This window comes from Acinetobacter sp. YH1901134, assembly GCF_013416965.1.
Classification (GTDB): domain Bacteria; phylum Pseudomonadota; class Gammaproteobacteria; order Pseudomonadales; family Moraxellaceae; genus Acinetobacter; species Acinetobacter amyesii.
In genome coordinates this window covers 161,799-184,498 of record NZ_VPEW01000001.1, presented here as the reverse complement: position 1 = coordinate 184,498, position 22,700 = coordinate 161,799, and the positions used below count along the sequence as shown (strand labels likewise).

At 41.2% G+C, this 22,700-nt stretch carries 16 protein-coding genes, 8 tRNA genes and 2 pseudogenes; 7 read left to right on the top strand and 19 right to left on the bottom strand.

Going from position 1 to position 22,700, the window contains the following annotated elements; translation table 11 throughout:
* Positions 1-404 precede the first annotated feature (404 nt).
* Complete coding sequence (locus FTV50_RS00860) at positions 405-1,607, bottom strand: multidrug effflux MFS transporter (RefSeq protein ID WP_180023178.1); 1,203 nt, start codon at positions 1,605-1,607, stop codon at positions 405-407.
* 135 nt (positions 1,608-1,742) lie between these two features.
* Between FTV50_RS00860 and yccS the strand changes: the two genes are divergently transcribed.
* From yccS to FTV50_RS00840, 4 genes are all read left to right on the top strand, one after another.
* Positions 1,743-3,911, top strand: a complete 2,169-nt coding sequence (gene yccS / locus FTV50_RS00855; RefSeq protein WP_180023177.1) for a YccS family putative transporter — start codon at positions 1,743-1,745, stop codon at positions 3,909-3,911.
* A gap of 85 nt (positions 3,912-3,996) precedes the next feature.
* Positions 3,997-4,557 carry a YcxB family protein gene (locus FTV50_RS00850; RefSeq protein ID WP_180023176.1) on the top strand — a complete coding sequence of 187 codons (561 nt, stop codon included), beginning with the start codon at positions 3,997-3,999 and terminating at the stop codon, positions 4,555-4,557.
* Positions 4,558-4,745: 188 nt separating this feature from the next.
* A complete protein-coding gene (locus FTV50_RS00845; protein ID WP_180023175.1) occupies positions 4,746-7,448 on the top strand; it encodes a sulfite reductase flavoprotein subunit alpha in 2,703 nt (900 codons plus the stop codon).
* 104 nt (positions 7,449-7,552) lie between these two features.
* Entirely contained in the window at positions 7,553-8,323 is a 771-nt protein-coding gene (locus tag FTV50_RS00840) for a YdcF family protein (RefSeq protein WP_180023174.1), read from the top strand.
* 56 nt (positions 8,324-8,379) lie between these two features.
* On the opposite strand, the gene FTV50_RS00835 is transcribed toward FTV50_RS00840, so the two are convergent.
* The 11 genes from FTV50_RS00835 to FTV50_RS00785 form a co-directional block, all read right to left on the bottom strand.
* Positions 8,380-8,841, bottom strand: a complete 462-nt coding sequence (locus FTV50_RS00835) for a DUF2750 domain-containing protein (protein WP_180023173.1) — start codon at positions 8,839-8,841, stop codon at positions 8,380-8,382.
* Positions 8,842-8,938: 97 nt separating this feature from the next.
* Positions 8,939-9,014, bottom strand: a tRNA-Val gene (locus FTV50_RS00830).
* A gap of 98 nt (positions 9,015-9,112) precedes the next feature.
* Positions 9,113-9,189 (bottom strand) — tRNA-Asp (locus FTV50_RS00825).
* Between the two features lie 44 nt (positions 9,190-9,233).
* Positions 9,234-9,309 (bottom strand) — tRNA-Val (locus FTV50_RS00820).
* 31 nt (positions 9,310-9,340) lie between these two features.
* Positions 9,341-9,417: transfer RNA gene (locus FTV50_RS00815), tRNA-Asp, on the bottom strand.
* A gap of 13 nt (positions 9,418-9,430) precedes the next feature.
* Positions 9,431-9,506 (bottom strand) — tRNA-Val (locus FTV50_RS00810).
* A gap of 21 nt (positions 9,507-9,527) precedes the next feature.
* Positions 9,528-9,604: transfer RNA gene (locus FTV50_RS00805), tRNA-Asp, on the bottom strand.
* Positions 9,605-9,651: 47 nt separating this feature from the next.
* A tRNA-Asp gene (locus FTV50_RS00800) sits at positions 9,652-9,728 on the bottom strand.
* 29 nt (positions 9,729-9,757) lie between these two features.
* Positions 9,758-9,833, bottom strand: a tRNA-Val gene (locus FTV50_RS00795).
* A 447-nt stretch (positions 9,834-10,280) separates the two neighbouring features.
* Positions 10,281-10,775, bottom strand: a complete 495-nt coding sequence (gene elsL / locus FTV50_RS00790; protein WP_078192250.1) for a cell wall-recycling L,D-carboxypeptidase ElsL — start codon at positions 10,773-10,775, stop codon at positions 10,281-10,283.
* Entirely contained in the window at positions 10,768-11,202 is a 435-nt protein-coding gene (locus FTV50_RS00785; RefSeq protein WP_180023172.1) for a YbaN family protein, read from the bottom strand. Before FTV50_RS00785 ends, elsL begins: the two co-directional genes overlap by 8 nt.
* Before the next feature lie 88 nt (positions 11,203-11,290).
* Here FTV50_RS00785 and FTV50_RS00780 point away from each other — a divergent pair, with 88 nt between their 5' ends.
* From FTV50_RS00780 to dapE, 3 genes are all read left to right on the top strand, one after another.
* On the top strand, positions 11,291-12,154 hold the full coding sequence (locus FTV50_RS00780) for a DUF1853 family protein (RefSeq protein ID WP_180023171.1): 864 nt from the start codon (positions 11,291-11,293) through the stop codon (positions 12,152-12,154).
* 164 nt (positions 12,155-12,318) lie between these two features.
* Positions 12,319-12,468, top strand: coding sequence for an entericidin A/B family lipoprotein (locus tag FTV50_RS00775; RefSeq protein WP_078191053.1), 150 nt, complete (start codon positions 12,319-12,321; stop codon positions 12,466-12,468).
* A 122-nt stretch (positions 12,469-12,590) separates the two neighbouring features.
* On the top strand, positions 12,591-13,724 hold the full coding sequence (gene dapE, locus FTV50_RS00770; RefSeq protein ID WP_180023170.1) for a succinyl-diaminopimelate desuccinylase: 1,134 nt from the start codon (positions 12,591-12,593) through the stop codon (positions 13,722-13,724).
* 69 nt (positions 13,725-13,793) lie between these two features.
* Here dapE and FTV50_RS00765 read toward each other — a convergent pair whose 3' ends face one another.
* From FTV50_RS00765 to pilG, 7 genes and pseudogenes are all read right to left on the bottom strand, one after another.
* Entirely contained in the window at positions 13,794-14,261 is a 468-nt protein-coding gene (locus FTV50_RS00765) for a hypothetical protein (protein WP_180023169.1), read from the bottom strand.
* Between the two features lie 3 nt (positions 14,262-14,264).
* Positions 14,265-16,604 (bottom strand): annotated as a pseudogene (locus tag FTV50_RS16840) (response regulator); the annotation flags it as partial.
* Between the two features lie 218 nt (positions 16,605-16,822).
* Positions 16,823-18,779, bottom strand: a pseudogene (locus FTV50_RS16835) (Hpt domain-containing protein); the annotation flags it as partial.
* A 162-nt stretch (positions 18,780-18,941) separates the two neighbouring features.
* Positions 18,942-21,017: a methyl-accepting chemotaxis protein gene (locus FTV50_RS00755; protein ID WP_180023167.1), complete on the bottom strand. Its 2,076-nt coding sequence runs from the start codon at positions 21,015-21,017 to the stop codon at positions 18,942-18,944.
* Between the two features lie 44 nt (positions 21,018-21,061).
* A complete protein-coding gene (locus tag FTV50_RS00750; protein WP_078191058.1) occupies positions 21,062-21,598 on the bottom strand; it encodes a chemotaxis protein CheW in 537 nt (178 codons plus the stop codon).
* A 6-nt stretch (positions 21,599-21,604) separates the two neighbouring features.
* A complete protein-coding gene (locus FTV50_RS00745; protein ID WP_078191059.1) occupies positions 21,605-21,973 on the bottom strand; it encodes a response regulator in 369 nt (122 codons plus the stop codon).
* Positions 21,974-22,002: 29 nt separating this feature from the next.
* The gene (pilG, locus tag FTV50_RS00740; protein WP_078191060.1) at positions 22,003-22,386 is read right to left on the bottom strand and encodes a twitching motility response regulator PilG; all 384 of its coding nucleotides are present in this window, start codon (positions 22,384-22,386) and stop codon (positions 22,003-22,005) included.
* Positions 22,387-22,700: the final 314 nt, after the last annotated feature.

The window sequence follows — 22,700 nt, the reverse complement described above, 5'->3', positions numbered from 1 at the left end:
AAATCTCAATATTCATACCTTAAAGGTAAAAACCCATACCCTGTAGGTATGCAATAAAAACTATAAAATCCGACATATTGCCAATAGAGGCATTTGATATATAGTGATTCAACATAAAGTACTGTGTTTAATGCAAATAATACTTATTTATCAGTTGCTCTATTTCATTAGAGTGAGACAACAGCGATCCACCGTATCACAAATTATTTCCAAGTGGATGATTGTTTTGATATAAGTTTCGAGTAAACAGATACTGCCCTCACAATGGGAAAATAGCGCCCTCTTCTAAAGTTATGGATGATGAACATTTATAATGAGTGACGTGGATATTTGATCAATAATACTAGTACGTTGATGACTGACGTTTAAGTAAGACCTGCTAAACGTCATCACCTGCATTCAGTTCAACCCATGGCTGAAGCTTTTAAACTACGTATGGTGAACATTGCAATAACCACAAACAGCAACATAATCAGGGCCATATTGATGAGCGCTGACCATACTAAAAAGTTCAAAAACATTCCGGCCATTAGACCACAGGCAAATTGCATACTTCCCATGATTGCACTGGCTGTGCCAGCTCGTGAGCCTTGTTCAGACATCGCCAATGCCGTGGCATTTGGCCCAGTGAAGCCGATAGAAGCAACACATAAGAACATGCCAAACATTACAACAACGATAGATGAAAGATAAAATAGGCCCGCCACCAATAAGATCAGCACACCACATAATTGAAGTGCATTACCCAAGTGCAATCGATGGCGAACATCCAGTCGATTTGCAAGTTTCTTATTGAGGGTCGAAAACACCATAATCCCTAAAGCATTCGCACCAAATACGTAAGCAAATTGCTGTTGGCTCAGACCATAACCATCCATCAAAATGGCAGATGAACCACTGATATAACAAAATAAAATTGCACCAGAAAAACAGCCTGTGAGCATCGGTTTACGAAAGCTTTCGTCCTGTAAAATCGCACTATATAAGCCTAAGACTTGTTTCAAACTTAATTTTAAGCGCCGCTCAACAGGTAGGGTTTCTTGAAAGAAAAAATGTACGCAGAAAAGACAAAAAATACCGACAAGCACTAATACCGCAAATATGTATTGCCATTCAAACACCTGCAAAACCCATGCGCCTAAAGTAGGTGCAATGATTGGTGCAATTGTTGTCACGATCATCATGCTGGCAAAAGCTTGAGCAGAAGCTTGCATACTTAAGCGATCACGAATTGCAGCACGGGCAATCACCACACCGACACAGCCACCCAACGCTTGCAAAACACGAGCAGCGATCAAGCTCCATTCACTATTGGCAAAGACACACAGAAAACTGGCACAAATATATAAAACCAAACCGAAATATAGCGGTGTTTTACGCCCAATACGGTCGCTGACTGGCCCATAAATTAACTGCCCAATCGCCAAACCCAAGAAATACGCAGGAAGACTATTGGCCACTTGTTGCGTTGTGACACCAAAATCATCGGCCATTTGAGGTAAAGCAGGCAAATACATATCGATTGAAAGTGGCCCCAAAGCAGTCAGCAACGCCAATAAGACGATCCAGCGTTGAGAAAATTCCTTTTGTGATTCGACGCTTTTCATAAGAATAATTCATTTATTGCAAGCAAGTTTTGCAGACAAGTTTACACTGCACATAGTATTATTTCTTGGCTTCAATGTGAAAATTCACACGATACACATTGCTTACTGCCCCATCGCTTTAGCAAAGGAAAAATTTTGAACGCCTGGCTCGCACGACTGAAACAAGCAACCTATAACACGACCTTTATGTATAACTTGCGCATGGTCATTGCCTTCGCAGGAACAGCCTTTGTCCCATATTTTTTAGATCAGCAATTGATGACCATTCCCCTCACCTTGGGTGTGGTTGCCGCTGGTCTAAGTGATATCGATGACCGCTTTTCAGTCCGCGTGCTCAATCAAATTTATACTTATATTGGGTTCTTTGTTACTGCGGTATCCATTTATCTGTTGTTCCCGCATCCGATTTTATTTGCTTTGGGGCTGATTGTGTCTTGTATCGGTTGGATTCTTTTGGGTTCATTGGGTCGTCGCTATGCCACCATTTCTTATGGCTGTCTGGTGATCTCCGTGTATTCCATGCTTGGGGTCGAACTTTTTGAAAATTGGTACACACAAGCGGGTTTATTGGTCATCGGTGCGATGTGGTATGGACTGCTTTCGACTTTGAGCTTTCTATTATTTCCTGTACGTCAAGTTCAGGACAAATTGGCCCAAAGTTATTCGTCCCTAGGTGACTTCTTATTTGCAAAATCTAACTTGTTTGATGTCGATATGACACCGGAAAGTTATCAGCAAAGTTTGATTGAGCTATCGCTAGAAAATGGCAAATTAATTGGCATTTTCAACGATATGAAAACAGCCTTATTAACGCGTTTAAAAGGCGACCGTGGACAAAAAGATACACGTCGTAGCCTGCAATATTATTTTGTCGCACAAGACATTCATGAACGTGCCGATTCCGCGCATATTGATTATCAAAAATTGACCCGTATTTTTGAACATAGTGATATTTTATTTCGCTTTCAACGTGTGCTTTCGATTCAAGGTAAAGCCTGTAAAGATTTAAGTATCAGCATCTTACAGCGAAAACCCTATCATCATAATCAACGTTTTAAACATGCGTTCCACAATCTAAAATTGTCACTCGAAAAGCTGCGTGAAGAGCAAAAATACGATGAGGTCTGGATCAACTCTTTATTTGCTTTATACCAAAACCTAAAAGGCATCGATGCGCAATTACGTAATGTCGAAACCGAGCGTTATATTGACCGACAAGCCCTGATTGAAAATCGTTTAAAAGATGATGATTTAAAAGGTTGGGACGACATCGTCATTCGATTCAAACAACATTTGAGCCCTGAATCGGTGCTGTTCCGTCATGCTGTGCGTTTATCGACCGTGTTATTTATTGGTTATATTTTTGTCCAAGTGACCAATATCAGTTATGGCTATTGGATTTTATTGACTGCCCTGTTTGTCAGCCAGCCAAACTTTAACGCCACCAAGCGCCGCCTCTATTTACGTATCATTGGCACCTTGGTCGGAATTATTTTAGGTTATGCGATTTTATATTTTGTTCCTTCTGTCGAAGGTCAGTTACTGCTACTCATTTTAAGTGGCGTGCTGTTTTTTGAATTACGCAGTAAGCAATATGCACAAGCCACTGCATTTATTACCATTTTGGCGCTGATCAACTTTAACTTAGATGGCATGGGTTTTGCCGCAGCTATGCCGCGTATGATTGATACACTGATTGGTTGTGCCTTGGCATGGTTTGGTGTGAGTTTCATTTTCCCAGACTGGAAGTTCCGTCGCCTACCTCGGACCATCAGTCGCTCTATTCAAGCGCAGTGTGATTATTTGGCCGAAGTGGTTGAACAATACAAATCTGGTCGTAATAACGGCTTGAATTATCGTGTGGTCCGTCGTGCAGCACATAATACCGATGCAGAAGTAGCATCACTGATTTCCACATTAGCCACCGAACCCGATACCGATCCGACTCAAAAAGCTTTAGCCTTTGAGTTTTTGTGTCTCAATCACACCTTTATTAGTTATATCGCGGCCTTAGGTGCGCATCGTGAAAAAATTCAAGACCAACAGGTCTTAACCTTATTGGATAAAGCCACAGATGACATTCAAGGTGCATTGCTGCGTGACGAAGTTCCAGACTTATCTGCGCAAAATATGTTGCAAGAAATCCGTCAGCGATTGTCACAAAATAGTGAGGAAGATCAAAAATCCTTGATTGTGCTACAACAGCTTTCGTTGATGTTTAACGTGTTGAACCAATTTAGCCAATTGAAACAAAATCTCAGTCATGAACATGATCAGGCATCGACTGAACTGGCTTCGCTATAATTTGGATGATTTTGGAACAATATACTCACTGAATTGGTATAAATAATGCTAAACTTTTTACAGTTTTAAATCTGTTACTTTCACTATGACCGCAAAAAATTTATATGCCTACACGCTAGAGCCAGTGGCTTATGAAATTTCTGAAGCAGAACAACGTTATGCTCAACTTGTTCTGTCTCGCAGTAACTTCAAAATTGGCAAAAAAGCATGGCTAATTATGGGTGCAATTCTTGCTCTGGCACTCTTGGGCCTCATCTTTATTAAGAACTATTCAACAGTATTTTGCTGGGTAGCTATTGTCTGTGTTGTGATTTACTTCCTTGTGCGTAAATTCGGTATCGAGTGGTATGCGAAACGCAAACTAAACGAGGTTCCTGTACAAGAAATTAAAGGCATTCGCATGGGTGTTCAGCCGCATGGGATCTCTATGCAGCAACGTATGGGCGCAAACATGGGTACGATGACTGTCGGTTGGAAAGACATTCATGAATGGTATGACACTAAAGACTTCATCCTTTTGAACTTTAAAGTGAAGGGTCAAGACGGCGCATACATCTTGCCTAAACGTATGGATAGCAAGAAGTTTCCATTTTCGACCATTCGTAAACACTTAAATGAAACTGTAGGCCCAGCTAAAGCAATTTAAGCCAAACAGACATTTATGTATAAAAAAACCTCCGCTTTTGGAGGTTTTTTTATCTGTTTAATTTTCGAATGATCATTGATAATTACAATAATGAGAATGAATATTACTTACTTTTTCCACATTCTCTACTACATCATCGTTTATAATTCGTCGCAATTCAGCAACCTTTTATCAATATTAAATCCATCATGTTTAAGAAAACCCTTTTCCAGATTCACTGGTTCTTGGGGATTAGTGCCGGCTTAATACTCTCGCTCATGGGGGTTACAGGTGCCATTTATTCCTATGAACAGCAAATACTTAAAACAATCAATCAGGACAGTTATGTGGTTCAGGCTCAACAGCAGCCTAAACTAACCCCTGCTGAGCTTTATCAGCACTTTAGTCAGTCTGATCCTGACATGAAAATCAACAGCATCTCTATTGCCTCAGATGCTACCGCCTCAAGTACCGTGAATATTGTCAAAGAAGGTGCTCGTCGTGGCTATAACATCATGGTTAACCCCTATACAGCCGAAGTTTTACCTGAAATCAAAGGTCAAAAGTTCTTCCAGTTTGTACAGCAGCTACACCGTAATTTAACTGTTGGCCCTGTTGGTAAACAAATTACCGGCGCATGTACACTCATGCTGATTTATTTTGTATTGAGTGGTTTATATCTGCGTTGGCCAAAGAGACATTCTGTTAAACAATGGCTTGCAGTTAAACCAAAGCTCAAAGGACGTAATTTCCTGTGGGATCTACATGCTGTCGTCGGCACATGGGTGATTATTTTCTATCTCATTTTGGCATGTACAGGCCTGTACTGGTCTTATGACTGGTGGCGTAATGGCATGTTTAAAGTCATGGGCGTTGAACGTCCACAGCCCCAGTTACAAGAACGTCCAAAACCGAATGGGCAATCTGCTGAACAGGCGGGTGCAAAGCAAGGTGGTGAAAAACAAGCCACTGAGGCAAAACAAACTCATGGCGAACACCAAGCACGTTCTGAAAGAAACCCTGCAACGTCGAGTCCCTCTGAACACGGCTCTCAAGAAAACAAACATGGTGCTGAAGGTCGCGGAGAAAAACGTGGTCTAAAACCAGAACAAGTGAATATTGCCCTTACCCAAAGTTGGAATGGCTTTAATCAAAATATTGGTCGTGAATACTCAAGTGTCACTTTTAATATTCCGAAAAAAGCCAATGGTGAATTAGAAATTAACTTTGTGGATGCCGTCCCTCAACATGAACGTGCTCGCAACAAAGCGACTTATAACTACAAAACGTCTGCTCTCACCGATATCGAGTTATACGAAGATAAAAAATTAAATGAAAAAATCATGACCAGCATGTTACCTGTGCATCGTGGTAGTTTCTTCGGACCGATTTATCAGTTCTTTGTGGTTATTGCATCCCTCATGATGCCGTTGTTCTTTGTCACTGGATGGATGCTCTATCTCAAACGTCGTAAACAGAAAAAACTGACACAGCAAGCTCGTCAAAGCTTAGCACCTGTTGCCATCGACCCAAACGCACAGCCTTGGTTAATTTGCTATGCATCACAAACAGGTCAGTCTGAACAATTGGCATGGCGTACAGCAACAAGCTTACAAGAGGCTCGTCAGCCCGTCACAGTGAAAGCTGTTCAGCAACTTTCTGCTGATGACTTAACGCAAGCCGCTCAGGTTTTATTTGTTGCAAGTACTTATGGCACTGGCGAAGCACCTGACCTCGCTTCAAGCTTTGAACGTAAACTGATGACACAAAGCCTCGATTTGAGTCATGTTCAGTTTGCCGTATTAGCTTTAGGTTCAGAAGAATATCCTGATACTTTCTGTAGCTTTGGTCATGCGATTCATCGTTGGATGCAGAGTAATGCTGCGAAGCCCCTGTTTAACACGATTGAAGTCAATAATGGCGATACCCAAGCCATTCAAGCATGGAATAGCGCTTTAGCCAAAGCGACTAAACTTGAACTTCAGCACATGCAAATTGAAAAAACTTTTGATGCATGGACATTGACCAAACGTGATTTACTCAACCCGAACAGTTTAGGTGCACCTGCATTTAATATTGAGTTAAAACCGCAACATGAAGCCAATTGGCAAGCGGGTGATATTGCAGAGATTCAACCTGGTAATAGTGCTGAACGTATTGCAAACTTCATGCAAAAGTACCAAATTCAAAGTCAGCAAGTGGTTGATTCTACTCAGCAACGTATTGAAGATGCATTATGGGATCGCAACCTAAATACGGATGTTGAACCATTTGCCAACCTTGATCATTTGCTTGAACAGCTTCCACCGCTTCCAACTCGTGAATACTCGATTGCCAGTATTCCAAGTCAGCAAGTATTACGCTTAGTGGTGCGTCAGCAATCCAATGCGGATGGTGAGCTTGGTTTAGGCTCTGGTTGGTTAACACAACATGCTGCGATCAATAGCACACTACAACTGCGTATTCGTACCAATGAATCATTCCATCTGATTGCAGATAATCGTCCTGTGATTTGTATTGGTAACGGTACAGGTATTGCTGGTTTACTCAGCCTGTTACATACACGAGTTCGTCAAGACTATACGCAAAACTGGCTGATTTTTGGTGAGCGCCAACGCGCACATGATTTCTTTTATCAAGACGTCATTGAAGCATGGCAAAACACCGGTTTAGTTCAACGCATAGACCTCACCTTCTCTCGTGATCAAACGGAGAAACGCTATGTGCATCATGAGCTACGTGACCATGCGACCTTATTAAAATCATGGGTAGAACAAGGTGCCGTGATCTACGTTTGCGGTAGTATCAACGGTATGGCAACGGATGTTGACCACGCACTGATTGATATATTAGGTGAAGACGTTGTTGCTGAACTGCGTCAAGCTGGGCGCTACCGCCGTGATGTTTATTAATAAGATGTTTACTCATAAATAGTCCCAACTAAAAACCAGACCTCGTGTCTGGTTTTTTTCACGCTATACTTAGGCCAAATACGAATACTGCTTTAATTTTTTGCATGAAAAGAATACTACTGCTTTGTGTAGGCTTGCTGCTCTGCGTAGATGCCATTTGGTTACTTACATTAGATAAAATTCATTTAGGCATCCTTTTACCCTTAGTCATTGGGTGTATTTTTATTTTATCCGGACTATTTTCGACGCAAATCCACAATATTTTAGATCAATACCCTAAACTCAAAAGGCTCTGGCGTGCTACATGGTGGTTGTTTTGGCTTTGGCTATTGAGCCTTTTACTGTTTTTTGCGTATTTACACTTCAATAGCCAGCAATCCAAGCCATTTACTTCCGTCCAAGCCATCATCGTTTTGGGTAGTGGTATTGAAAATGGTCAACCCTCTCCGACCTTAAAGGCGCGTCTCGATGCCGCAGCACCGTATGCCTTGCAACAACCCAATACTATTATGATCATGACGGGTGGTTTAGGCTTTAATGAAAAAATGACCGAATCTTCCGTCATGAAACGCTATTTACTTCAACACTATGACATTTCAGCGGCAGGCATATATGAAGAAAGTAAAAGTACCAGTACAGAACTCAACCTGATCAATAGTAAAAAGATTTTAAAACAACATCAGATTTCTCTTGATGCCCCCATTGCGATTGCCAGTAGTGACTTTCACCTTCCACGTGCAAAAGCAATTGCACGAAAGTTAGGCTATACACAGGTGTATACCATTGCAGCGCCTACACCGCTGTACATCCGCTACAACTCTTGGCTACGAGAATATTTTGCCTTTTTGAGCGGTTTTGTACTTAACGAATATTAAAAAAAAGCCCTTGTTCGACCAATGAACAAGGGCTTTTTTATGCTGTAAATAAACCATTAATTTAAACGAATGTTACGTGGCAAAGGAATTTTAAGGTTTTCAAAGATTTCTGGGCGCTGTTGATAAACTTGATATAAATAATTTTTAATATCTAACAGCATCTTTTCAGGTGCAACTAAAATATTTTGTCCTTCTGGGGTTAAATCTAAAGATACTGTAGTGCTCTCGCTGCGTAAAAACGGAATGACTTTTTCGATAAAGTCTTTTAATGAAATTTCCTGAATTTCATAATTGGACCAATTGTCTTTAATTAATAAACGTGCCAAACCACGGTTTTGCCAAATGGCGAAGGAACGTTGACCTGTAGGTGTCGCACAAAGGGCCCAACCATCTTGATATAACGCAATCACGCCACCTTGAGCGACCATATTTTCAATAAATTGTTTATAGGTTTCTTGAGGATTGTAATTTGTAGTTTGAGTTTTAGACGCTGCCTTGCGCTGATATGGATTTCTCATAGATCACATACAATATTAAAATTATTATAGAGCGGATTCTATGTAAATCAGAAAATTTAGGCAAGCTTTTGGGGAAAGAAGTTTCTATAGAAGAATATGGTGGGCGCTGACGGGATCGAACCGCCGACATTCTGCTTGTAAGGCAGACGCTCTACCAACTGAGCTAAGCGCCCTGAGCGAAGAGTAACAAAGCGAAGCTTTGTCTGAGCGCAAGAGAAAAATCGAAGATTTTTCTAAAGGCATTCTCTTGAACAGAGATTTTTAAGATAAATGGCGCAGCGGACGGGACTCGAACCCGCGACCCCCGGCGTGACAGGCCGGTATTCTAACCAACTGAACTACCGCTGCATCACGTAGTTTCTTTCGAAACACAACCTATATCTTAAAAGATATGGTGGGCGCTGACGGGATCGAACCGCCGACATTCTGCTTGTAAGGCAGACGCTCTACCAACTGAGCTAAGCGCCCTCAAAGGGTACAACAATTATATTCTTTGTAATGGCGCAGCGGACGGGACTCGAACCCGCGACCCCCGGCGTGACAGGCCGGTATTCTAACCAACTGAACTACCGCTGCATCGCAAAAAATATGGTGGGCGCTGACGGGATCGAACCGCCGACATTCTGCTTGTAAGGCAGACGCTCTACCAACTGAGCTAAGCGCCCTCAAAAGGTCTATCATGTAAATGGCGCAGCGGACGGGACTCGAACCCGCGACCCCCGGCGTGACAGGCCGGTATTCTAACCAACTGAACTACCGCTGCACTTACACAATGTCGCTATTGTGGTTCAAACGAATTAAGATTCAAAGTGGCGCAGCGGACGGGACTCGAACCCGCGACCCCCGGCGTGACAGGCCGGTATTCTAACCAACTGAACTACCGCTGCACTCTAAATATCTTAACGCTGAAAAGGTTTGGTGGGCGCTGACGGGATCGAACCGCCGACATTCTGCTTGTAAGGCAGACGCTCTACCAACTGAGCTAAGCGCCCTTTTCAAAACATGTTCATCGTTTGATGAGGTGCATTATAGAGAATCCTCACGGTCTGTCAAACGCTTTTCTAACTCTTTTCCACTTTTTCTGTTTGAGTGATTAAAAAATAAGTTATATTGCGGAAAAATCAGTATTTTTGAACATTTTTTAGCTATAAACCTGTAAATTTATTACTAAAAATATGACTTATATTCTGCATCATTCACATAAAAACAGTTTTTCGCGTGGACTCATAACTAATCATTCAGCGAACCGACGATTAATTCATCACATACACTACATTCTAAAACACCACAGTGTACAAAATACATTCAAACACGATTTTCTGTTAGTTTGCGTGTATTACTTCTGACAAAAAACGCCTTTCAAACTCACTTTAATTCTTCAAACCATGGTTTGATGTCATGAACTTCGGCTTTCATGGCTTATGCTTTTAACGACGTGTTCAATGTTCAGTGATGTAAACCAGCGCATTTAATGGAATCAATTGATAAAGTTCTACAACATCGCTGTTTCGCATGCGAATACAACCATGTGACATCGGTATACCCATAGGCTCTCTATCTGGTGTGCCATGGATATAAATATAACGTTGATAAGTATCACAGCCCTCACCTGCATTAAAGCCGGGTTCTAAACCACTGAGCCATAATATTCGAGATAAAATCCAATCCCGATCAGGGTGTGATGCAGCAAGTTGCTCGTCGTAAACCTCTCCGGTCCACTGACGTGCTTTAAAAACTGCATTTTGAGGTTGTTGTCCACCAAACTTTTCAGCCACTTGATGCCAGCCTCGTGGCGTCTTGCCACTATTTTCCTGCTCACCAATGCCATTTTTACCCGATGAAATGAGGTAAAACTTATTTAGCTTCGGCAAAGTTAAAGTTTGATCTTTCAAGTTAATCAGGATATCTGCTTGATCTTGGGTATATTCAGACATGCTCTTGCTCTTTCTGCTTATCTTTATCTTGTGGTTTAGTCTGCGGCGAATGTTCAATAGTCCTAATCTTATTTGGCTCTGGTCGTGTCCATAACCAAATGCCAACAATCAACATGGTTAAGTCAGTGAAAATCTTGACGGCAATCGGTGCTGATGTAAAAAGCATAATCAGACCACTCACAAACATCATGATCGATGCAAACCATTTTGCTTTGCGTGGGACTGTGCCATTTTCGCGCCAAGCGCTTAAGGTTGGCCCATATTTAGGATGATTCAACAACCAAGCATCCATTTGAGGCCAACCTTTTGAAGCCGCCCATGCAGCTAATATTAAGAAGACTGTCGTGGGCATTCCCGGCAATAAAGCCCCTATAAAGCCTAAAATGACAAAGACAACCACTAAGCTTCGCCAAAACAACGTCTTCATACCGCTACCCTGAACTTTCAATTCAGGTAGTATAAGATGTTTTTAACAATTATCCGTTGTTATTCTGCATTATTCGAAAGGTTTCAATATGGCTGTAGCCCCGACAACGTCGTCTTATTTTGAGCCATGGTTGCAATTTAAACAGCCCTTAGTTCGCCAATTGGCTTTCTGTATTGCTAGCCCAAATATTCTGCAGCAAATTCCCAATGAACTCGAAATCCGCTATCCCTTTCATTTTCATCCAAACGAGCTTTGGCATAAATATTTTGAAGCCTACCTTCCCCGTTTAAAACAACTCGAACAACACCCAAGTGAATTAGTAGAATTTTTACAAAAATTAAAAAGTACTCGCCTTGGTTTACGTTTCGAAATGTTTATATGGTTTTGGCTTCTCGATCACCCATACCATCCCTACCAGTTACTCGGACATAGCATTCAAAAAATTGACGGCCCTCGTACAGTAGGTGAACTCGACTTTGTTTTAAAAAATACTGAAAGTGGTGAAGTTGAACATTGGGAAGTGGCTTTAAAATACTATCTAGCAGAGCGCGATTTTCAATTACCCTATTGGTATGGCTTAAATCGTAGTGATACTTTGGCTCGAAAGCTTAATCATTTTACCCAAAAACAATTCCAATTTGATGAAGCACTTGGGCAGCAGATTCAACAACGCTATTGCGTTTTAAAGGGTCAATTATATTTACCTATTCAGCGTACCAGCACATTACCAAACTGGGTCAATCCTGCGCGTAGAATAGGTCAATGGGGACATGTCATTCCGTCCATAAGTCAAGGTTTCTATCGCCTACAACGACATGAATGGATCTGCGTACAGCAGCAACCCACAAGTAAAACTGCACATTGGTGGACAGATGGTTTATATAAAAAGGACAGCGATGAAAGCTATTATATGTATAGATTACCACGCTTAGTTTTGCCTCAAACCACTTGAAATGGCAGAATACTAAATATAAAGCCTGATAGATAATTACATTTATTTACTCAACCACCATAAAAACTACCTACTGTTCAATAAGCCTATTTTTTAATCTAAATCTCACAACAGAATAATTTAGTCTTCTAAAAATTATTCTTTCATAATGGAGATTACATTCAATGAAAAAAATTTTAGCTGCATCACTTATGGTTGCTTTCGTACTGACAGGTTGTAATACAGTAAAAGGTGTTGGTAAAGACGTATCTAAAGCTGGAGATGCTGTAACCAATACTGCTGAGAAAACTTCGGAAGAAATTCGCCGCAATTAATTTCTTTCCCAAGAATTTATAAAAGAGCCCTATTTTTTAAATAGGGTTTTTTCACGTCTAAATTTCCCTTCGCTTGTCGATTCGCCTATTATATTGCGACATTTTTGACTTCTGTATTTAGCATGACCTCAACAGCAACTCTTGATCTCAGCCTAGAATTACTGCGCCAACCGTCGGTGACACCGATTGACCATACCTGCCAGAACATTATGGCGGAACGTTTAGCCAAGATTGGCTTTAACATTGAAAATATGCGTTTTGATGATGTAGATAATCTTTGGGCACGTAAAGGGACTGAAGCACCAGTATTTTGTTTTGCAGGTCATACTGATGTTGTACCTACGGGTAACTTAGATGCATGGGGTTCTGACCCATTTCTTCCTGAAATTCGCGACGGTAAACTGTATGGTCGTGGCAGCGCAGATATGAAAACAGCGTTGGCAGCTATGGTTGTAGCTTCAGAACGTTTTGTTGCAAAGCATCCAAATCATAAAGGCTCTATTGCATTTCTCATTACCTCTGACGAAGAAGGTCCTTCGATCAACGGGACCGTCAAAGTTGTTGAAACTTTAGAAGCGCGTAATGAAAAAATGACTTGGTGTTTGGTGGGTGAACCATCTAGCACCAACACACTTGGCGATATTGTTAAAAATGGTCGTCGTGGTTCACTAAATGCCAATTTAACCGTTAAAGGTAAACAAGGTCACGTTGCTTACCCACATCTTGCGATCAATCCAATCCATACTGCGTCAAAAGCACTGGCTGAACTTTGCGATACCGTGTGGGACAATGGTAACGAATACTTCCCTGCAACGTCGTTCCAGATTTCCAATATCAATGCGGGTACAGGTGCAACCAACGTTGTTCCGGGCACGATGAATTTACTCTTTAACTTCCGTTATTCAACAGAAGTAACGGCAGATGAACTCAAAGCACGTACTTTGGAAATTTTAGATCGTCATGGCGTTGAATATGACATCTCTTGGACGTTATCTGGTCTGCCTTTCCTAACCCCTGTCGGTGAGTTAGTGAATGCTGCACGTGATGCCATTCGAGATGTTACTGGGACAGAAACAGAACTTTCGACCAGTGGTGGAACTTCTGATGGTCGATTCATTGCGCCTACAGGAGCACAGGTGCTTGAACTGGGTGTTTTAAATGCTACGATTCACCAAATAAATGAACACGTCAATGTGGCAGAGTTGGAGCCACTTTCTGAAATTTACGAAAAGATTTTAGAAAACCTGTTGGCTTAAATATTCCCCACATAGTCAAAAAAAAGGAACTCCATGGAGTTCCTTTTTTATATCTCGCTTTTACAAATACTAAGCCACTTGAAGCCCAATGCTGTTTTGAATATTGGCTAAATTTGGAATATGAAATACCTGATCGGCCAGGCGTACATATTGGAAAATATTGGCGTCTTTCACGGTTTTTTCTTCATCAACCACTTCAGAAATACGCAGACGAATGGTTTTCGGCATTTCATTACACATCAGTGCAAAACGCTGTCCAACATCATCGCCTTCAATCACCAAAGCCACGCCCTGATTTTTTGCAGGATCATTGACCGAGAAAACAGGCAATTTCAATTCATGCCATTCAACAAAAGGAACCTTGGTTGCACTATCGAGCGCCGAAAGCACAATATTTTGTGGCAACAACATTGGCTCTTTACCATGACAATCAATGATATATGCATCGATAAACCCGGTAGATACCGTAATGAGATGTTGCAGTTCCTGTTGATCAATTTTATCGCTGACAATCTGAGAAACAGTATTTTGGCTCATAGATTACCCCTGCTTTTCTGCAATTAAAGCTTCAATATTGGCAAGCAATTCAGCTTCTTGGAATGGTTTACCCATATAGTGAGTCACACCTAAGCTAAATGCACGCTCACGATGTTTTTCACCTGTACGTGATGTAATCATAATGATTGGCAGGTCACGGTGAATGTCATGGTGACGAACTAAGTTTGTCACTTCGAAACCATCCATACGTGGCATCTCAATATCAAGTAGCATCAAGTCTGGACGGACATTTTCAAGCTGCTCAATTGCATCTACACCATCTTTCGCTGTCACAATGTCATAACCTTGACGTTCAAGTAAGCGTGAAGTCACTTTACGTACAGTTACCGAGTCATCGACAATCATCACTAAACGACGCGCATTGGCTTGACGGCCCAAATCACGCTGTTCAGCTGAATGTTTAACACGCTGCGTAGTTTGAATTTGACGTGCAATATTTTGCCCATCCAAAATCAAACATACATGACCATCACCTAGAATCGTGGCACCTGCAATCGCGGCCACACTGGTAAATTGTTGACCAATTGGTTTCACCACGATTTGAGAACGGGAACCCACCAGCTGATCGACCAATAAAGCAATGGTTTGACCACTGTTGCCTTTAATTAACAGTACAGGCAATGAATGGCCGACATTATTTAAACGTGGAATTGGCTGATTACCCACAAACTCTGATAGATAACGTAGTTTGTAATTGGTGTTGTCAATTTTAAACACGTCATCCTTACTATTGAAGTAAGTTTCGAGTGCCGTAGGTGCAATACGGACAATACGTTCAATTTGCGCTAATGAAATCGCATATTGCTGATCGCCCGCTTTCACCATCAAGGCATCGCTGACCGCTACTGTGGTTGGTACACGAATGGTAAAGGTCGTCCCTTTACCTAACTCAGACTCAACGGAAACATGACCACCCAAGGCTTTAATTTCACTTTGCACCACATCCAGACCAACACCACGACCCGAAATTTGCGTTACCGCTTGTGCCGTTGAGAAACCTGGATGGAAGATCAATTGCAAGATTTCTTGTTTATCGAGGAACTGATCCGCTTTGATTAAACCAAGTTTTAAGGCTTTGTCTTTAATTTTGGTTTCATCAATCCCTTTACCATCATCACTGAAAGACACCAGTACATCAGTACCCTGACGACTAATGTTCAAGACGATGCTACCTACTTCTGGCTTTTTTAAAGCCAAACGGTCAGCAGTATCTTCTAAACCATGGTCGACCGCATTACGCAGCATATGTTCAAATGGTGTCACCAAACGCTCTAAGATCGTACGGTCCAATTCACCTTCTGTATTTTGAACAATCAATTCTGCAGGACGGTTCAAGGTCGAAGAGGTTTGACGCACAATACGTTGTAAACGTGGTAACAAACGATCAAATGGCACCAAACGGGTACGCATCAGACTTTCTTGAATTTCTGACTGAATACGTGATTGTTGTAATAACAAACCTTCCGCATCACGGATTTTTTCTGCCAAAGTACTCTTGAAGTCAACCAAATCCGACGCAGATTCGGCTAGAGATTTTGACAATTGGTTAATCGATGAATATTGGTCCATCTCCAATGGGTCGAAATCCGCATAGCGTGAATTTTCAGAACCATGTTTGGCAATAATTTGTGACTCAAGCTCACCATCCATTCGACGTAACTGGTCAGCAAGTCGCTTAATTGCTAACTCCATTTCATTCAAGGTATTGCCTAGCTGACCTAAGTCCATCTCAATACGTGAACGGTTAATCGAGTTTTCGCCTGATAAGTCAATCATCTTCTCGACGAGATCAGCCGAGATACGAATCATCTCATTACTGTTATCAGAAGAATTGGCTTCAGACCATTCACCCAACATAGATGGAGGTTCAACACCATCACCTTGAATAAATTCAAAGCCTTTACTGACAATACCTTGTTCTAATTCTGCAACACGGTTTGGCAATTGAACCGTAACATCCACATACTGAATGGATTCTAAGCTCAATTTGATGCTGTCAAAATTACTATAGTCATGGTTGAAGATTGCTTCTTTTAACCATGCCAACGTCGTTTTGAGTAAGCCGTCATATGCATTTGAGTTGAAATGATGAACCGCAAAATGCTCAAACGTCGTCTCAAGTTGATACGCAATTGCGGCAACAGGTTCATTTTCAACCATACGCGCACCACCCTTAATACTATGGGCAGCACGTTGTAATTGAAGCAATACGTTACGGTCACTACGTTGCTCAGTCCATTGATTTAATAATTGAACGGCTTGTTCAAGAATTTCTTCAGACTCTTCAAGGAAAGTTTCTTCCATGACCGAACGTAGATCATCATCTGGATGCTCAACATGTTCAGCAACCGCATGTTCAAGATGTTCAACAGCGGACTCAGTGTGAGCAGTCGTTTGAGCTTCAACCACTGCTTCTGCAGTGTCTTCAGCAGCGTCCATCGGCTCTGACACCGACACATCTGGCTCTACTGTAGCTTGTAGAGTTTCAGCTGAAATAGGAGCCGAAGCCAATGCAACAGGTTCTGAACGCTCTCCTGCCACAATTGACTGAATATTCTTAAGAATATCGATCACATTATTCGCTGGGTAGTCGATCCCTTGGTCACGAATGGTTTGAATACGATCTAAAATATCATCCTGCACCAAACGAATAATTTGAATTAACGCAGGCGTAATCGAAATTTGCTGACGAATAATGCGCTCATAAATCGACTCCAATTCATGCGAAATTAAACCCACATGAGACGCGGCAATCATATTTGCACCACCTTTTAGGGTATGCAAATAGCGCATTAAATTATTCAAAGCTGAAGTATTGGTCTGATCACGTGTCCAAGTACTGAGGTCTTGATCAATCCCCACCAATAATTCTTCTGCCTCTTCAATAAAGATCCCTAAAAGATCTTCATCAAAGTCATTATTCGCATCCGCCGCTTGCATCTGTTGATGATCAAGTTGAATACGCTGACTTAATTGTGCAAAGTCTACTGCTGTTGTATTTGCAACAGCGGCTTTATCTTCTACTGTGGCAACAGGTTCAGCAACTACATGGGCTTCTGGTGTTGTCGTCGCTGCAACTGCTTCAATGTCTTGTTGAACAAATGCAGTCAGCTCATTTAAGAAACGCTGAACCTCTTCACTTAACACTACACGCTGACCCGCAGCTAAAGTGTCAAATAAGTGAATGAACTCTTGATGTGCTTGCGCAAATAACTCATAACCATAATCAGCATGGAGTAATTCAGGCTTTTCAATTAAAGACTGATACGCTGCACGCAGTTGAGTTGTGAAATCATGTATTCCAACAGACGCACGATTATCCGTATGTTCAATCAACTCTAAAGCTTGCTGACTGAGCTGTTGAATATAGTCAGGGAATTCAGCAAGGGCACGTTTATCAAACTCAAATTCAGCATCTAATAACTGATCAATATTTAATTCGATTAGTTTAGAAACCAAACCTTGCGGATTATCTTCAGGCGCCAATTGATCTTGGCTAGCAAAACCATAATCATCCCAAGCAGCTTTGAAGGTTTCATAAATAGATGCAAGATTTGCCTTACCCCCTGAACGCAGCACGTGTAAATAATCACGAACAAATTCAGCATATTGAATCAATAACGCAGTTTCTTTCGAGCTCGATACGATTTCGTCTTGCAATAAGGTTTTGAATAAGTTTTCAACTTTTGAACTGGCTTCAAAAATCTCTTCGATTTGCGCCATCGACGAACTACCACGCAAGGTGTGTAGCGCGCGAATCAAGCCATTATAATCTTGTGATTTACTGTCATCAGATTGGAGGAACTGATCAATCGTTTGTAGATGTTCTTCAGCTTCTTCAATAAAAATGCTCACTGTCTCTTCGACCAGTGATGCATCTGCATCCACTTGTTCAGGAGCAGGTTCTGATTCAACAACCGCATCAATTGTGCTTTCAAGCACTTCTACAGACGCTGTAGCTTCAACATCAGTCAGTTCTAAACCAGTGAGACCATCTTCAGATTTTAATTGATCTGCCAGTTTTAATAATTCTTCGAGTGCAGGCTCAAGGCTAATATTTTGTTGTAATTGTTGCCCCATTAAAACCAATGGACGTAAGTCAACATCCAATTCGGCAACATTTTTAAACCGTGGATAGAGCTTATATTGATAAACATTTAAAACTGTTTGTGCAAACTTTTGAACTGTCGGCGTTAACTGTACTGAACCCGCAATGACACGATTCAGTGTATCTTCAACTGCCCATGCAGTTTCACCCGCCGATTTTGCCCCGACCATACGACCTGAACCTTTCAGGGTATGGAAATGACGACGAATCGTCGTTAAAGTGTCTTTATCTTGTGGATTTTCCAACCAAGTTGTAAATAAACCCGCCAGTTCTTCAAAGATTTCTTCTATTTCTTCAACAAAAATCTCTAAAATTTCTGCATCTTGATCAAGATAACTATCTTCAGGAAGCGTAGTTGTTTCAACTAAATTTTTTAATATTTCTTTCATAGCTAAGGCTTCTTATGTTTTGCCACCAAGAAGGTTGCTCAAACTTAATTGTAACCATCACCTAAGACTTAACTGTGACGTTAAGTTCACCTTATCGATGTGTTATCTGTAATCGGTGCAGTACCCTAGCCGCAGCTAAGGTACTCCAGGTTTGCGCCTGACTTACTCTGGGAGTTTAAAGTCAGATACAGATTCACGTAATGATTCAGCCATGTTCGCCAATTCAGATACCGAACGTGCAGTATCAAATGTTGCACTGGTGGTTTGCGAGGTAATTTCTTGTACAACGTTCATCGTTGTCGCAATATGACCTGCTGAAGCAGACTGAAGTTTTGCAGCATCCGAAATGTTTGCAATCAGTTTCGCCAAGTTACCCGATACAGACTGAATTTCATCCAGTGCTACGCCGGCATCCTTAGACAAGTTCGCACCACGTACAACTTCCGAAGTCGTTTGTTCCATTGAAATTACGGCTTCGTTGGTATCCGTTTGAATGGTTTTTACCAAGCCTTCAATCTGTTTGGTTGCAGACGCTGAACGTTCCGCAAGACGCTGTACCTCATCCGCTACCACGGCGAAACCACGACCTGCTTCACCCGCCATCGACGCCTGAATTGCTGCGTTTAATGCCAAGATGTTTGTTTGGTCGGCAATATCGTTAATCAGTGCGACAATGTTACCAATCTCTTGAGAAGACTCACCCAAACGTTTAATACGTTTTGAAGTTTCCTGAATCTGTTCACGAATCGTGTCCATACCTTCAATTGAACGGTTTACGACATCTGCACCCTTTGCAGCAATTTGTACAGAACGTTCTGCTACAACAGCTGATTCTTCAGCGTTCGAAGATACTTGGTCAATCGACATTGCCATTTCGTTAATCGCTGCAGATGCACCAGCAATCTCTTGCGCCTGATGTTCAGATGCTTCTGCAAGCTGGTTGGTAATACCCTGCGTATTGGCGGTATATTGCGCAACTTCTTGAGAAGTTTCTGTAATACGCGATACAAGGTCACGTAATTGGTCGATTGCGAAGTTAATCGAGTCGGCAATCGCACCCGTAAAGTCTTCAGATACCGTCGCATACGAACGTAAGTCACCGTCTGCAAGATCGGCAATTTCATCGAGTAAACGTAAAATCGCGTTCTGGTTACGGTCATATTCTTCTTGAAGACGGGTTACACGGAATTTATCCGATTGACCACGTAAAGAAAGAAGTTTGAACACACAGATCAAGAAGGCTGTTAAAGAAAGAATCAACAGTACCGCAGGTAAAATGGTTTTCAAGCCTGTGCTAGAAGACAATTGATTTAAGTTGTCCAACAATTTGTCTGACTCAGCAAAAATTTGTGAAGATGCTTTACGTACGTTCACAATTTGCGTTGAGTTTTTCAAAATTGTCGCAGCCGCTGATTTTAATACATCGTCATATTCAGCTTTAATGCCTTCAAGTGACTCACGTAATTCAGGGCTTTCAATACGTTGTACACCAAGCTCTGTACTACCATCCAATTGGGCATTTAAGTACAAACCAAAGGTTTCAGTATCGGCACTGAAGTCATCTGCAGACTCACGTGAGCTATCAGAACCTGAAAGCACCGAACTGATCGAACGTAAAATACGTTCCGCAATAAATACTTGGTTTTTCGCAATCACCACCTGGTTCGAAGGCATGTCTTGACGTGCCATTTGGTCGACCATCAAGTTATATTCCGCCTGAATCCCCGGAATGGTTTCACCAATCGCGATGTTCGTGTCATATAATTTATTAATGATTTTTTGTTGCGAAGTAATCAAGTCAATACTTTTTGAAACCTCAGCCCACTGCGTATCTACAGATTTCAGCGCATCTGTATTTGCATGAATGTCTTTTACAGTTTCTAAGTTTTCTTTGAACGAATCTTGAGAGGCAATTAATTTTTTCATTGCATCTTCAGTACCTGATGCAGTTGCCTCAGTTGCTTGACGCGAAATTGTTTGCGAAAGAAGACGGAGTTCACCCAAACTTTGCGTTAATTGGTTACCGCGAGGTACGCTATAGAATAGGTATAATAAAATAATCGTTGCCAGTACTAATGAACCAATCGCACCATAAATAAATGGTTTGGATTTTTCACTATCACCAAAAACTCGAGATAATTGATCTGTCTGTGATTGCAGTTTTGCCAGAAAAGCATTACCGCCTTTACGACCACTGGTGCTTTCACCCGTATTTTTCTTTTTAAGTTTAAAGCCCATTCAGCTTCTCCCCGATTACGCCTTCTTTCGTTCGTGCGCGACAATTAATTTATAAATTTTATAGATGCGTTCATGTATTTTGGATTTTGCAGTAAACGACTGAAGAGAAATACATTCCACTGCTGGTTATGCTGGTGGAAATACCCCTGACAATATTCCTGCAAATTTCGATCCAACTCATTATGTTTAGAAAAATAACTTTTCTTATTAAAGTGTTGAATACCCAAAACTTGATCGACTACCAAACCGACATAATGGTCATTATGACTAATACATAAAACTTTTTGAGTGGGTGAAAAACTACTTCGATGACCGGTTATATATTGTGCTAGGTCAGACAAAGAAAGTAAGCGTCCCCGAATATTGGCTAATCCCATCACCCAAGGTTGGGTGTTGGGAACTGGCGTATATTTTGGTGGGTAGATCACTTCAGCTACTTCACCTAAAGGAGCAACGTAATATTGCCCCATCATCTCAAAAGCAATGCCTGACCATCGGTTTACTTCATTTTCAGTGGAAACGTAGTTTTTGTTTCCTCGTTTTGCGATTCGAAGTAATTCGATAAATCCATTTGCTGCCATAGAGCTTTATCCTGCATTGAGGTGTTGCTTAATCACATCAATTAATTGTTTTTCGTCTACAGGTTTAGTCAGATAATCAGAAGCACCTTGGCGTTTACCCCAAACACGGTCAGTTGCCTGATCTTTGGTACTTACAATGACAATTGGGATATGTTTGGTGGTCGCACCACGTGCAATTTGACGTGTTGCTTGGAATCCATTCACACCCGGCATTACCACATCCATTAAGACCAAATCAGGTAACTCAGCTTGAGCCATTGTCACCCCATCTGCCCCATTTGAAGCTTCAATCACTTCAAAACCGTGTTTACCTAAAATTTCTTTAAAACGGAATGTTTCTGTTGGTGAATCATCAACGATTAGGATACGTGCCATGCTTTTTCCCCAAAAAATAAAAAATCTAATTAAGCTGTAACGTGATTACGGATTGCATTCAGCAATTCATCTTTACTGAATGGCTTAGTCAAGTATTCATCAGAACCTACAACACGACCCTTCGCCTGATCAAATAAACCATCTTTACTTGAAAGCATAATCACAGGAATATTTTGATAATTTTGAGAGTTTTTAATCAGGGCACAAGTTTGATAGCCATCTAGACGTGGCATCATTATATCGACAAATACGATATCTGGATTCGCATCTGCAATTTTTGAAAGTGCTTCAAAACCATCTACAGCAGTGACTACTTCACATCCTTCACGCTGAAGCAGCGTTTCGGCCGTACGACGAATGGTTTTTGAATCATCAATTACCATGACTTTTAGATTTTGGAATTTATCGTCCATTTATTGACCCTACCCATTGAGGATGTACAAACAATTAAGTTAGCAGCATTATTATTTACAAGTTGTGAACATTTTTAACATATCTTTACTTGCGTTTTCAATGAACATTTTCTGCGCAAACACACAAGATTTCTTGTTTTTATTAACTGTTTCACACTTTCCGATGACCAACGATTTTTTTTTAACTTGGAATAGTATTTAATTGTCTTAATTAAGCATATTATAGCAAGATTATTACTTTAAAATAAGTAATTTAGTCAACTTTAAACTGGGGAGTACAAGGTTGAGTCCGCTTACAAAAAAAATTCACTTGA